The 13,591-nt window shown below is 66.0% G+C and carries 8 protein-coding genes; 1 reads left to right on the top strand and 7 read right to left on the bottom strand.

The window, feature by feature from the left end:
- Positions 1-65 precede the first annotated feature (65 nt).
- From rpsG to CXQ96_RS14885, 7 genes are all read right to left on the bottom strand, one after another.
- Positions 66-536, bottom strand: coding sequence for a 30S ribosomal protein S7 (rpsG, locus tag CXQ96_RS14915; protein WP_087076905.1), 471 nt, complete (start codon positions 534-536; stop codon positions 66-68).
- A gap of 1 nt (position 537) precedes the next feature.
- On the bottom strand, positions 538-912 hold the full coding sequence (rpsL, locus tag CXQ96_RS14910) for a 30S ribosomal protein S12 (RefSeq protein ID WP_087076907.1): 375 nt from the start codon (positions 910-912) through the stop codon (positions 538-540).
- Between the two features lie 405 nt (positions 913-1,317).
- Entirely contained in the window at positions 1,318-5,211 is a 3,894-nt protein-coding gene (locus CXQ96_RS14905) for a DNA-directed RNA polymerase subunit beta' (protein ID WP_104118802.1), read from the bottom strand.
- A 175-nt stretch (positions 5,212-5,386) separates the two neighbouring features.
- The gene (gene rpoB, locus CXQ96_RS14900) at positions 5,387-8,896 is read right to left on the bottom strand and encodes a DNA-directed RNA polymerase subunit beta (RefSeq protein WP_104118801.1); all 3,510 of its coding nucleotides are present in this window, start codon (positions 8,894-8,896) and stop codon (positions 5,387-5,389) included.
- 313 nt (positions 8,897-9,209) lie between these two features.
- A complete protein-coding gene (gene crtI, locus CXQ96_RS14895; protein WP_104118800.1) occupies positions 9,210-10,832 on the bottom strand; it encodes a phytoene desaturase family protein in 1,623 nt (540 codons plus the stop codon).
- A complete protein-coding gene (locus CXQ96_RS14890; RefSeq protein ID WP_258059145.1) occupies positions 10,829-11,728 on the bottom strand; it encodes a squalene/phytoene synthase family protein in 900 nt (299 codons plus the stop codon). Before CXQ96_RS14890 ends, crtI begins: the two co-directional genes overlap by 4 nt.
- On the bottom strand, positions 11,729-12,796 hold the full coding sequence (locus tag CXQ96_RS14885; protein WP_104118799.1) for a polyprenyl synthetase family protein: 1,068 nt from the start codon (positions 12,794-12,796) through the stop codon (positions 11,729-11,731). It lies immediately after the preceding gene.
- A 165-nt stretch (positions 12,797-12,961) separates the two neighbouring features.
- On the opposite strand from CXQ96_RS14885, the gene idi reads away from it, so the two are divergent.
- Positions 12,962-13,549, top strand: coding sequence for an isopentenyl-diphosphate Delta-isomerase (gene idi / locus CXQ96_RS14880; RefSeq protein WP_104118832.1), 588 nt, complete (start codon positions 12,962-12,964; stop codon positions 13,547-13,549).
- Positions 13,550-13,591 lie beyond the last annotated feature (42 nt).

Raw genomic sequence — 13,591 nt, 5'->3', positions numbered from 1 at the left:
TGGAGTTCTGCTGGACCGCCGGCCCGGCCGGCCCGGATGGGGTCACGGCCGGATCGGCAGCTCTGCTACCAGCGGTAGTGTGCGAAGGCCTTGTTCGACTCGGCCATCTTGTGCGTGTCCTCGCGACGCTTGACGGCGGCACCGAGACCGTTCGATGCGTCGAGGATCTCGTTCTGCAGGCGCTCGGTCATCGTCTTCTCGCGACGAGCCTTGGAGTAACCGACCAGCCAGCGAAGGGCCAGGGCGGTCGAACGACCGGGCTTCACCTCGACGGGGACCTGGTAGGTAGCTCCACCGACACGGCGTGAGCGGACCTCGAGGGTCGGCTTGACGTTGTCCATGGCCTTCTTGAGGGCTGCGACCGGGTCGCCGCCGGACTTGGCGCGTGCGCCTTCGAGGGCACCGTAGACGATGCGCTCGGCGGTGGACTTCTTGCCGTCGACCAGCACCTTGTTGATCAGCTGCGTGACCAGGGGCGAACCGTAGACGGGATCTAGTACGAGCGGCCGTTTCGGGGCCGGGCCCTTACGAGGCATATTACTTCTTCTCCATCTTTGCTCCGTAGCGGCTGCGTGCCTGCTTGCGGTTCTTCACGCCCTGGGTGTCCAGCGCGCCACGGATGATCTTGTAACGAACACCGGGGAGGTCCTTCACGCGTCCGCCGCGCACGAGCACGATGGAGTGTTCCTGAAGGTTGTGACCGACACCGGGAATGTAGGCGGTGACTTCGATGCCGCCGTTGAGGCGCACACGAGCGACCTTGCGCAGAGCCGAGTTCGGCTTCTTCGGGGTGGTGGTGTAGACGCGGGTGCAAACGCCGCGCTTCATGGGGCTGCCCTTGAGTGCGGGCGCCTTGGTCTTGGAGACCTTAGGTGACCGGCCCTTGCGGACCAGCTGGTTAATCGTAGGCACTTTCGTGTTCTCCGTAATGTCTCGGATGAGTTCTGTGTCGCCCTACTCTGCGGTAAGGGCAGCTTCGCAGGGCCGCACCACCCAGAGGTTGGGATGATCAGTCGTTTGGCGCAACACCAACCATAGAGCTGCCGCAAAACGACTGTAGGCGTGCGAAAATGTGGCATTCGTTGTACAACTTACGTACAACACGGAGATACGTTTCGCAACGCCGATCCTCTGCCACACAAACAATTGGTATCAAGTCTACCAGAGTTCGACCGGCTGACCCGCGACCCCTGGTTCTCGGTGATCCACGCACCTGCGAACGCCACATCGGCGGACGGGAAAGGCCCCGGACCATCAGGTCCAGGGCCTTTCTCGTGACAGACCGTTCCGCCGACGTCGGCCGGCGGAACCGCGGCATCAGCGGAAGTCGCTGTTGCCCATGTCGTAGTCGTCCAGCGGGATCGCGTGGAACTCGGGGCTCAGGCCGCCCTCGACACCGGCGTAGTCGAAGTCGCTGAATGCGCTCGGACCGGTGAACAGGTTTGCCTTCGCTTCCTCCGTGGGCTCGACCGTGACCTTCGTGTAGCGGTCCAGGCCGGTACCGGCCGGGATGAGCTTACCGATGATGACGTTCTCCTTGAGGCCGAGCAGCGGGTCGCTCTTGCCTTCCATGGCTGCCTGCGTGAGGACACGCGTGGTCTCCTGGAAGGAAGCGGCCGACAGCCACGACTCGGTGGCGAGCGACGCCTTGGTGATACCCATGAGCTCGGGACGGCCTGAGGCCGGCTTCTTGCCCTCGGATACCACGCGGCGGTTCTCGTCCTCGAAGCGGCGACGCTCTGCCAGCTCACCGGGGAGCAGGTCCGACTCGCCGGACTCGATCACGGTGACGCGACGCAGCATCTGGCGGACGATGACCTCGACGTGCTTGTCGTGGATGCCCACACCCTGGCTGCGGTACACGCGCTGGACCTCGTCCACCAGGAATTCCTGTGCCTTGCGAGGGCCGAGGATGCGCAGGATCTGCTTCGGGTCGACCGCACCGAAGACGAGCTGCTGCCCGACCTCGACGTGGTCGCCGTCGGCGACCAGGAGGCGTGCACGGCGCAGGACCGGGTACGCGATCTCCTCGGAGCCGTCATCCGGAGTGACCACCAGGCGAAGCTGCTTCTCGGCATCCTCGATGGTGACGCGCCCTGCGACCTCGGAGATCGGGGCGACACCCTTGGGGGTACGCGCCTCGAAGAGCTCCTGGATACGGGGCAGACCCTGGGTGATGTCCTCCGCCGATGCGACACCACCGGTGTGGAAGGTACGCATCGTCAGCTGGGTACCGGGCTCACCGATGGACTGTGCGGCGATGATGCCGACGGCCTCTCCGATGTCCACGGTCTTGCCGGTCGCCAGCGAGCGGCCGTAGCAGAGGGCACAGGTGCCGACGCTGGACTCGCAGGTGAGGACCGAGCGGACCTTGATCTCGGCGATGCCCGCCTCGAACAGCTCCCCGATGAGAACGTCTCCGACGTCGGCGCCCGCGGCAGCGAGCACCTCACCCTTGGAGTCGACGACGTCGGTGGCCAGCGTACGTGCGTACGCCGAGTTCTCGACCTCCTCGTGCAGCACCAGCTCGCCATCGGCGTTCGGTACGGCGATCGTCACCTTCAGGCCACGCTCCGTGCCGCAGTCGTCCTCGCGGACGATGACGTCCTGCGAGACATCGACCAGACGACGCGTCAGGTAACCCGAGTTGGCCGTACGCAGTGCGGTGTCGGCGAGGCCCTTACGGGCACCGTGCGTCGCGATGAAGTACTCCAGGACCGACAGGCCCTCGCGGTACGAGGACTTGATCGGACGCGGGATGATCTCGCCCTTGGGGTTGGCCACGAGGCCACGGATACCGGCGATCTGGCGGACCTGCAGCCAGTTACCACGAGCACCGGAGGACACCATGCGGTTGATGGTGTTGTCCTTCGGCATTGCTGCACGCATGGACGCGGCAACCTCGTTGGTCGCCTTGTTCCAGATGTCGATGAGCTCCTGGCGGCGCTCCTCATCGGCGATGAGGCCCTTGTCGAACTGAGACTGGACCTTGGCTGCCTGGGTCTCGTAGCCCTCCATGATGCCGGCCTTGTTGATCGGCGCGGAGATGTCCGAGATGGCGACGGTGACGCCCGAGCGGGTCGCCCAGTAGAAACCGGCGTCCTTCAGGTTGTCCAGCGTCGCCGCCGTGACGACCTTCGGGTACCGCTCCGCCAGATCGTTGACGATCGTCGAGAGCTGGCCCTTGTCCGCGACCTTCTCCACCCAGGGGTAGTCCTGGGGAAGCGTCTCGTTGAACAGGACCTGTCCGAGCGAGGTCTCGATCAGCGCGGGGGTACCCGGCTCCCAACCCTCGGGAGCCGCGATGTCCGCACTCGGGACGAAGTTGTCGACGCGGATCCGGACCACCGAGTTGAGGTGGAGGGAGCCCATGTCGAACGCCATGATCGCCTCGGCGACGCTGGTGAAGACGCGGCCTTCGCCGGCACTTCCCTCACGCTTGGTGGTGAGGTGGTGCAGACCGATGATCATGTCCTGCGAAGGCAGGGTGACCGGACGGCCGTCGGACGGCTTCAGGATGTTGTTCGAGGACAGCATCAGGATGCGTGCCTCGGCCTGGGCCTCGGGGCTCAGCGGCAGGTGCACTGCCATCTGGTCGCCGTCGAAGTCGGCGTTGAACGCGCCACAGACCAGCGGGTGCAGCTGGAGAGCCTTGCCCTCCACGAGCTGCGGCTCGAAGGCCTGGATACCGAGGCGGTGCAGGGTAGGTGCACGGTTCAGCAGCACGGGGTGCTCGGTGATGATCTCCTCGAGCACGTCCCACACCTGGGGGCGGTAACGCTCGACCATGCGCTTGGCGCTCTTGATGTTCTGCGCGTGGTTGAGATCCACCAGGCGCTTCATCACGAACGGCTTGAAGAGCTCCAGGGCCATCTGCTTGGGCAGACCACACTGGTGCAGCTTCAGCTGCGGGCCGACGACGATGACCGAACGGCCCGAGTAGTCGACGCGCTTGCCGAGGAGGTTCTGGCGGAAACGACCCTGCTTGCCCTTGAGCATGTCCGAGAGCGATTTCAGGGGACGGTTGCCCGGTCCGGTGACCGGACGGCCGCGTCGACCGTTGTCGAACAGGGAGTCGACAGCTTCCTGGAGCATGCGCTTCTCGTTGTTGACGATGATCTCGGGAGCTCCGAGGTCGAGCAGGCGCTTCAGGCGGTTGTTGCGGTTGATAACGCGGCGGTACAGGTCGTTGAGGTCGGACGTCGCGAAACGGCCACCGTCGAGCTGGACCATCGGACGCAGTTCCGGCGGGATCACCGGCACGGCGTCGAGGACCATGCCCAGGGGGCTGTTGGTCGTCGTCAGGAACGCGTTGACCACCTTGAGGCGCTTCAGGGCGCGCGTCTTCCGCTGTCCCTTGCCGTTCTGGATGATGTCGCGCAGCATCTCCGCTTCCGCCGGCATGTCGAAGTTCTCGAGGCGCTTCTTGATCGCCTCGGCACCCATGGAGCCCTCGAAGTACAGTCCGTAGCGGTCGCGCAGCTCGCGGTAGAGGCCTTCGTCACCCTCGAGGTCGGCGACCTTCAGGGTCTTGAAGCGCTCCCACACCTGGACCAGGCGCTCGATGTCGGCGTCGGCGCGCTTGCGGACGTTTGCCATCTGGCGGTCGGCCGAGTCGCGTGCCTTCTTCTTGTCGGCAGCCTTGGCGCCTTCTCCCTCGAGGCGGGCAAGCTCGTCCTCGAGGTCCTTGGCGATCGCGGCGATGTCGGCATCGCGCTGGTCCGTCATCTGCTTCTTCTCGAGGTCGTGCTCGGCCTGGAGGTTCGGCAGTTCGGCGTGGCGGTTCTCTTCGTCGACCGACGTGATCATGTAGGCGGCGAAGTAGATGACCTTCTCGAGGTCCTTGGGAGCAAGGTCGAGGAGGTAGCCGAGGCGTGACGGAACACCCTTGAAGTACCAGATGTGCGTGACGGGAGCAGCAAGCTCGATGTGCCCCATGCGCTCACGGCGCACCTTGGCACGGGTTACCTCGACACCGCAGCGCTCACAGATGATGCCCTTGAAGCGCACGCGCTTGTACTTGCCGCAGTAGCACTCCCAGTCGCGGGACGGGCCGAAGATCTTCTCGCAGAAGAGGCCGTCCTTCTCGGGCTTGAGCGTGCGGTAGTTGATGGTTTCCGGCTTCTTGACCTCGCCGTAAGACCAGCCACGGATTTCATCCGCGGTGGCAAGGCCGATTCGCATGAGGCCGAAGGAGGATTCGCTGGACATAGGGTCCCTGTTCTCTCTTTGTTCTCTAAATTCTTGAAGTCTTATGGGGTGCGGCGAGCGTCCAAGCCCTGCACCGGACCGGTGTTCGAGAAAGCGGCCTTTAATATTTCAAGGCCGTCCGCGGCCGCCAGAAATTTCGTTGGCCGCGGTCGAACACCGGTTCGGGGCGTGGAACCTAGACTTCCTCGACAGAACTTGGCTCGGCCCGTGAGAGGTCGATGCCCAGTTCCTCCGCGGCCCGGAAGACTTCTTCATCCGAGTCACGCATTTCAATCGTGGTGCCGTCGGTGGAAAGGACTTCCACGTTCAGGCAGAGCGACTGCATTTCCTTGATCAGGACCTTGAAGGACTCGGGAACACCCGGCTCGGGGATGTTCTCGCCCTTGACGATGGCCTCGTACACCTTGACGCGTCCGTGGATGTCGTCCGACTTGATCGTGAGGAGTTCTTGCAGCGTGTAGGCCGCACCGTAGGCCTCGAGGGCCCACACTTCCATCTCACCGAAGCGCTGTCCGCCGAACTGTGCCTTACCACCCAGCGGCTGCTGCGTGATCATGGAGTACGGACCGGTGGAACGTGCGTGGATCTTGTCGTCCACCAGGTGGTGGAGCTTCAGGATGTACATGTAGCCGACGGAGATCGGGTCCGGGAACGGCTCGCCGGAGCGGCCGTCGAACAGTCGCGCCTTGCCGGACTCGCTGATGAGGCGCTGTCCGTCACGCGTGACGTTCGTGGAGCCGAGCAGACCGACGATCTCGTCCTCGGTCGCGCCGTCGAACACGGGGGTCGCGACGGTCGTGGTGGAGATCTCCCGGGGAAGGTTCGGGAGGTTCTTCATCCACTCGGGCTCGCCCTCGATCTTCCAGCCCTGCTTGGCTGCCCAGCCGAGGTGGATCTCGAGGACCTGGCCGACGTTCATTCGTCCGGGAACACCGAGCGGGTTCAGGACGATGTCGACGGGGGTGCCGTCCTCCATGAACGGCATGTCCTCGATCGGCAGGATCTTGGAGATGACGCCCTTGTTGCCGTGGCGGCCTGCGAGCTTGTCACCGTCTGTGATCTTGCGCTTCTGCGCCACGTACACGCGGACGAGCTGGTTGACGCCCGGAGGCAGCTCGTCGTCGTTGTCGCGGTCGAAGATCCGCACGCCGATGACGGTTCCCGACTCACCGTGGGGAACCTTCAGCGAGGTGTCGCGGACTTCGCGGCTCTTCTCGCCGAAGATGGCGCGCAGCAGGCGCTCCTCGGGGGTCAGCTCGGTCTCACCCTTGGGGGTGACACGGCCGACGAGGATGTCGCCGGCCTCGACCTCGGCACCGATGTGGATGATGCCGCGCTCGTCGAGCGCACCGAGTACCTCTTCGGAGACGTTCGGGATATCACGCGTGATCTCCTCGGCACCGAGCTTGGTGTCGCGGGCGTCGACTTCGTGCTCCTCGATGTGGATCGACGTCAGGACATCGTCGGAGACGATGCGCTGCGACAGGATGATCGCGTCCTCGAAGTTGTGGCCCTCCCAGGACATGAACGCGACGAGCATGTTCTTGCCCAGCGCGAGCTCGCCCTGATCGGTGGAGGGACCATCGGCGATGATCGTGTTGTACTCGACGCGGTCGCCCTCGGAGACCAGGACGCGCTGGTTGTACGCGTTGCCCTGGTTCGAGCGGGCGAACTTCATGATCGGGTAGTTCGTCTCGGTGCCGTCGTCGTTGAGGACGCTGACCAGGTCGGCCGAAACCTCGTTGACCACACCGGCCTTCGTCGCGGTGACGGCGTCGCCGGCGTCGACGGCCGCGTTCTTCTCCATACCGGTGCCCACGAGGGGACGCTCGGAGCGGAGCAGGGGAACGGCCTGGCGCTGCATGTTCGCACCCATGAGGGCGCGGTTGGCGTCGTCGTGCTCGAGGAACGGAATCATCGCGGTGGCGACGGAGACCATCTGGCGCGGGGAGACGTCCATGTACTCGACCTCGTCGGGCGCGACGAGCACGGGCTCGCCGGAACCACCACGGGTACGCACGAGAACCATGTCCTCGACGAACGTGTTCTGCTCGTTGAGGGGCGCGTTCGCCTGGGCGATGAGGCGCTCGACCTCGTCATCGGCGGTCAGGTAGTCGATCTGGTCGGTGACGACACCATCGACGACCTTGCGGTACGGCGTCTCGATGAAGCCGAAGGCATTGATCCGGCCGTACGAGGCGAGCGAACCGATGAGGCCGATGTTCGGGCCTTCAGGGGTCTCGATGGGGCACATGCGGCCGTAGTGCGACGGGTGGACGTCACGGACCTCCATGCCGGCGCGGTCACGGGACAGACCACCCGGGCCCAGCGCGGACAGGCGACGCTTGTGCGTCAGTCCGGCGAGCGGGTTGTTCTGGTCCATGAACTGCGACAGCTGGGACGTTCCGAAGAACTCCTTGATCGCGGCCACGACGGGGCGGATGTTGATCAGGGTCTGCGGCGTGATCGCCTCGACGTCCTGGGTAGTCATCCGCTCGCGGACGACACGCTCCATGCGGGAGAGCCCGGTGCGGACTTGGTTCTCGATGAGCTCGCCCACGGCGCGGATACGACGGTTGCCGAAGTGGTCGATGTCGTCGACCTCGACGCGCAGTTCGACGTCGCCGCCGTCACGCTTGCCACCGAGGGTCTTCTCGCCGGCGTGCAGCGCGACCAGGAACTTGATCATCGCGACGATGTCGTCGATGTTCAGTACCGAGGCGTCCGGATCCGTGAGGTCCTTGTCGATGCCGAGCTTGCGGTTGATCTTGTACCGGCCGACCTTGGCGAGGTCGTAGCGCTTGGGGTTGAAGTACAGGTTGTCCAGAAGGGTCTGGGCAGCCTCGACCGTGGGGGGCTCGCCCGGTCGCAGCTTGCGGTAGATGTCGAGGAGGGCGTCCTCGCGGGTCTCCGTCGCGTCCTTCTCCATGGTGGCGCGGATGGAGTCGTACTGGCCGAACTCCTCGAGGATCTGGCCTTCGGTCCAACCGAGGGCCTTAAGGAGCACCGTGACGGACTGCTTGCGCTTGCGGTCGAGGCGGACGCCGACCTGGTCGCGCTTGTCGATCTCGAGCTCGAACCATGCACCACGCGACGGGATGATCTTCGCGCTGAAGATGTCCTTGTCACTGGTCTTGTCGGCGGTGCGCTCGAAGTAGGCACCCGGCGAGCGGACCAGCTGCGACACGACGACACGCTCGGTGCCGTTGATGACGAAGGTGCCCTTGTCGGTCATGAGGGGGAAGTCGCCCATGAACACGGTCTGCTGCTTGATCTCGCCCGTGTTGTTGTTCATGAACTCGGCCTTGACGTACAGGGGTGCGGAGTAGGTCGCGTCGCGATCCTTGCACTCGGCCATCGTGTACTTGGGGTCGGCGAATTCCGGCTCGGAGAAGCTCAGGGACATGGTGCCCTGGAAGTCCTCGATCGGGGAGATCTCTTCGAAGATGTCGGCCAGACCGGAGGTCGTGGCTACACCCTGCAGTCCCTTTTCCAACGCTTCCTCGACGCGAGCCTTCCAGCGCTCGTTGCCGACGAGCCAGTCGAAGCTGTCCGTCTGGAGGGCGAGGAGATTGGGAACGTCAAGCGGTTCGTGAATCTTTGCGAATGAGAGCCTTGGTGCGGCGCCGTCGGCGTCGACCTGGCTGGTAGCGGTTGCATTATTAGAGGTGCTCGGGGCGACCAAGAGGGATCCTTCCACAGACCGTCAGGCTTGTCAGCGCTTCGCCTCCGCACCGCCACCGCAGTATGCTGCGGGGATCTCAGTGCTCACCAAAGTCTGCTCGCGTGAATCCCAACCATGGGGCCAGGTTAAACGACGAGAGCAGAGCAAAGCCCACCGCTATATGAAGGCTGAGGTTTAGAGGGAAGACGCAAAGACCTACACTACGGTACGCGCGACGAAAAGTCCACTAGCCTCTTTCCCCCGATTGCGTCAAGCCCGGCTCGCCCTCGCCGACGAAGTCCGCCGGGCAAGCCGGGCCTTCGGCCCTCCCTCGCTAGCGGAGGGCGGGTTCCGGCAGCGGGCCGGTGCTGGTGTCCCCGCGCAGTCGCTTGACGATGAGTTCCGCGCTGATCAGGCACATGGGGATGCCGATGCCCGGAACGGTGGAGCTGCCGGCATAGAAGAGGTTCTCGACCCTCGAGCTGCGGTTCGAGCCGCGGAAGAAGGCACTCTGCTTGAGGATGTGGGCCGGTCCGAGCGACGTGCCGCGCCAGGCGTTGAGATCGTCCGCGAAGTCCTTGGGTCCGTAGCTGCGCCGGACGACGATCCGCTCGGCGAGGTCCGGCACGCCGGTCCATTCGGCGATCTGTGCGATGACCGCGTCCGCCAGTTCCTCCACCCGCGCGTCTCCCCCTCGTTCCAGTCCCCCTTTGCCGATACCCACGTCGGCCGGGATGGGAACCAGGACGAAGACGTTCTCGTGGCCGTCCGGCGCTACGGAGTCGTCGGTTGCGCTGGGGCGGCAGACGTAGAGCGACGCCGGCGAGGGCACGGAGGTCTCCGCACCGAAGATGCGGCCGAAGTTGTCGCGCCAGTCAGTGGTGAACAGCAGGGTGTGGTGTTCGAGCTGCGGCAGGCCGCCCCGGACGCCGAGGTAGAGCAGCAGGGCGCTGGGCCCCGGCACACGGGTATTCCAGTACTTCTCCGGGTAGCTCTGCAGGTCAGCCGGCAACAGCTCGGTCTCGGTGTGGTGGAGGTCGGCGGCGGAGACGACGACGTCGGCGTCGATCGACGTCGTCGTGCTGTCCGTCCGGTACGTGACCGCTCGCACCGTCGCAGACCGCCGGTCCAGCGGCGACCTGCCGGGGGCGCGCGGAACGGTATCGATGGAGATGACGTCGGCGCCGGTGCGGATCTCCACTCCGGCAGCGGTCGCGACGCGACGCATGGCCTCGATGAGGGTCGTGAAGCCCCCTTTGGGGTAGAGGACGCCGTCGTCGAGGTCGAGGTGGCTCATCAGGTGGTACATGCTCGGCGCGTCGAACGGCGAGCTGCCGAGGAACACGGCCGGATAGCCGAGGATCTGCTGGATCCGCGGGTCCTTGAAGCGCTTCTCCACGAAGGACTGCAGTGGCTGCAGCAGGAGCGAGCCGATCCGGGGAAGGCGCCTGAGGACGTCGGGCCGCACGAACGGGAGGAAGGACTGGAAGGTCGAGTAGAGAAAACGCTTCTTCGCGATCTCGTAGGCGTCCTCGGCGGAATCGAGGTACTTCGCGAGCTGCTCGCCGGCCCCCTCCTCCATCGACTCGAAAAGCTTCGTCACGGCCTCGCGGTCGGCAGGGACGTCCACGGTGTCGAACCCGTCCTCGAAGATCACCCGGTAGCCGGGGTCGAGCCTGACCAGGTCGAGCTGTTCCGCCGCACTCGTTCCCATCAGCTTGAAGAAGTGGTCGATCACCTCGGGCATGAGGTACCAGGACGGGCCTGTATCGAAACGGAAGCCGTCCTGCTCCCACGAACCGGCGCGTCCGCCGACCTGTTCGCGCCTCTCGAGCAGGGTGACGCGGTGGCCCTCCCTGGCCAGCAGGGCCGACGTCGCCAACCCGCCGATGCCGCCACCGATCACGACGACGTTGCCGGCGCCGACGCGCACGCGCTCATTCTGGTGGATGGTCATGCCGTCCTCTCCTGCGCGGCGAGTGCCGGTACCGCGCGGCCGGTGAAGGCTTTCGCCATGATGCGGGCCTTGACCGGGTTGGGGACCCGGATCCGTGCCCGAAGGAGCTCGTGCGCCGGGGTGGCGCGCAGCCTGACGGCGAGTTCGGTGAACAGGCCCTGGGCGAGGGCGACAGCGCGGCGCGGCGTCGCCGGGAGGCCCGGAAGCGCTGCCGCCGAGATGCGCAGGTCCTCGTCGATGTCGTCCAGGAGGCGGAGCTTGTCCGCCTCGGTGAAGCTTTCGGGGCGTATCCCGGGAAAGTAGCTGCGCCCGAGTGTCGAGAAGTCCTCCGCCAGGTCCCGCAGGAAGTTGATCTTCTGGAAGGCCGCACCCAGGTGCCGCGCTCCGTCCACCAGGACGGCCTCCTCGTCGGCGGTCACGCGGTGTCCGACGAGGAACGCCCGCAGGCACATCAGCCCGACGACCTCCGCGGACCCGTACACGTACAGGTCGAAGGACTCCTGGGTGTGCTCGCTCTGGCTGATGTCGGCCCGCATCGAGGCGAAGAACGGCCGCGTGAGGTCCACCCCGATGCCCGTCTCCCGGGCGGTGACCGCGAAAGCGTGGACCACCAGGTTGGCGCTGTAGCCCGCGCCCATCGCAGCCTCCGTCTCCCGCTCGAGGTCATCGAGGAGCTTCTCGACGCCGCCCGGAGGTATGCCTGCCCCCGCAGCCGCGCCGTCGACGACCTCGTCCGCCACGCGCACCAGCGCGTACACGGCCTCGATATGGCTGCGGGTGGTGCGATCGAGAATGCGGGAGGCCATGCCGAAGGACGTCGAGTAGCAGCGGATGACACCCGCCGAAGCCTTGAGCGCTGCCGCGTTGTAGCGGGCGAGGGAAGCGTCGACGCCCACTCAGCGCACCCTGTCCACGACGGCCGTCACCACGGGACCGAGCGCGGCCCGCAGCGCCGGAGGCATGACGCCGGCGTCGAGGTGGGTACGCGCACGTGCCGCGTATTCGGAGGCGAGGTGGGCCGAGTAGTCCCTGGCGCCGCTGTCGACGAGGATCCCGCGCACGTAGTCGGCGTCGGCGGCCGACATCGAAGGTCTGCCGACCAGCGAGGAGATGCTGTCCCATTCCGGACGCGCCGACACGTAGGACATGAGCGCCGTGCGCTTGCCCTCGCGTAGATCCCCCCAGTTCGTCTTCCCCGTGCGCGTCTCGTTCCCGAACACACCGAGCAGGTCGTCCGCGATCTGGTAGGCGATACCGGCGTCGCGCCCGAAATCACCCAGCCGCACGATGACCTCCTCCTCCGCACCCGCGAGGACCGCTCCGGCCTGCAGCGGCCCCTCGAAGGAATACACCGACGTCTTGAGCCTGGCCATGTGGACGATGGCTTCGAGCGGCGGCATCGCGGGGTCCAGCGAGGTCTCGATGTCCAGGAACTCTCCAGCGGCAGCCGCGAAGACGGCCTCGTCGAGGATCTCGCCGAGGCGCCGCTTGGTCGCGGGAGCGGCTTCGACGCGCTCCAGCAGCCGGTACGCGTTGGAGAGCGCGAGGTCACCGGCGACCACTCCCGCCGAGAAGCCCACATGCCGGGCCTCGTCCGGCGAGGCACCGGCGGCCTCCGCGATGGCGCGGTAGCGACCGGAGACGTTGGGGACGCCCCGACGGATGAAGTCGCGGTCAATGACGTCGTCGTGCACGATCAGCGCCGTATGCAGCAGTTCGAAGGCGGCGCCCACTTCGGCGGCGTTGCCGAGGTCCCGGCCTCCGAGCATCTGGTACGCGGACATCACCATGCGGGGACGGAAGCGCTTACCGCCCGCCGTGCAGCGCTCGAGGGTCTCCCACAGGGAGTGGTACCCGGGTCCGATCTTCGCGGCCCGGTTCTTCGACTCCTCGAAGAACCGCAGCAGGGCACCCTCGACCTGCTCGAGCCCGGCAGGCTCGATCAGCAGAGTGTCCATGTCCATAGGTAAAGTAAACAACGGATAAGAGGCCGCTGACGACAACGCTCGCGGCCGCAGCCGGGCCCCTCGCCCGGCCCCGCCGTACTCCGTCCGATGGTCCGACCACCGGCGGACGATCGGACGGACCACCAGCGGAAGAGAGTCACGATGGCGAGCGAAGCAGGAACCATGCACCCCGGCGCGGTCGGAGGCAGCGGCTCGGCCGCCCTCCCGGAGGTCGTGGTGTTGCTCGCCGAGGACGGCACACCGCTCGGCACCCACGACAAAGCGACGGTCCACACGCTCGACACCCCCCTCCACCTCGCCTTCTCGGCGCACGTGTACGACGACACGGGGCGCATCCTCGTGACGCGCCGCGCGCTCGGCAAGAAGGCCTGGCCCGGCGTCTGGACCAATTCGTTCTGCGGGCATCCCGCTCCGGGCGAGTCCTTCGAGGATGCCGTGGACCGGCGGGCCGCCCAGGAACTCGGATTCTCCGTCCGCGACATCCGGGCTGCCCTGCCGGACTTCCGGTACCGGGCGGTCGACGCGTCGGGCATCGTCGAGAATGAGATCTGCCCGGTCTACACGGCTGTCGCGGGCAGTGCCGTCGATCCCCTGCCCGCAGAAGTCATGGACTTCCAGTGGGTCGACGCCGGCGAGCTCGTCCGCGCCGTCACCGCAACACCGTGGGCTTTCAGCCCCTGGCTGACCCTGCAGCTGCCCCTGCTGTACCCGCAGGGCGCCGACGGGCCGGGACCACGCACGCACCGGTGATCCCGGTTCTCCCATCGCAAGAGCGCGGGCTCGACAACGCCT

The sequence above is a fragment of the Arthrobacter sp. B1805 genome, assembly GCF_002929745.1.
In the GTDB taxonomy this organism is placed as follows: domain Bacteria; phylum Actinomycetota; class Actinomycetes; order Actinomycetales; family Micrococcaceae; genus Arthrobacter_D.
The sequence above is the reverse complement of the archived record's forward strand: the minus strand, read 5'-3'. Positions and strand labels throughout refer to the sequence as shown.

Excerpts from the sequence above, each read along its gene's own strand:
- rpsG (WP_087076905.1), bottom strand. The coding sequence starts at position 536 with ATGCCTCGTAAGGGCCCGGCCCCGAAACGGCCGCTCGTACTAGATCCC.
- CXQ96_RS14905 (WP_104118802.1), bottom strand. The coding sequence starts at position 5,211 with ATGTCCAGCGAATCCTCCTTCGGCCTCATGCGAATCGGCCTTGCCACC.
- crtI (WP_104118800.1), bottom strand. The coding sequence starts at position 10,832 with ATGACCATCCACCAGAATGAGCGCGTGCGCGTCGGCGCCGGCAACGTC.
- idi (WP_104118832.1), top strand. The coding sequence starts at position 12,962 with ATGCACCCCGGCGCGGTCGGAGGCAGCGGCTCGGCCGCCCTCCCGGAG.
- CXQ96_RS14885 (WP_104118799.1), bottom strand. The coding sequence starts at position 12,796 with ATGGACATGGACACTCTGCTGATCGAGCCTGCCGGGCTCGAGCAGGTC.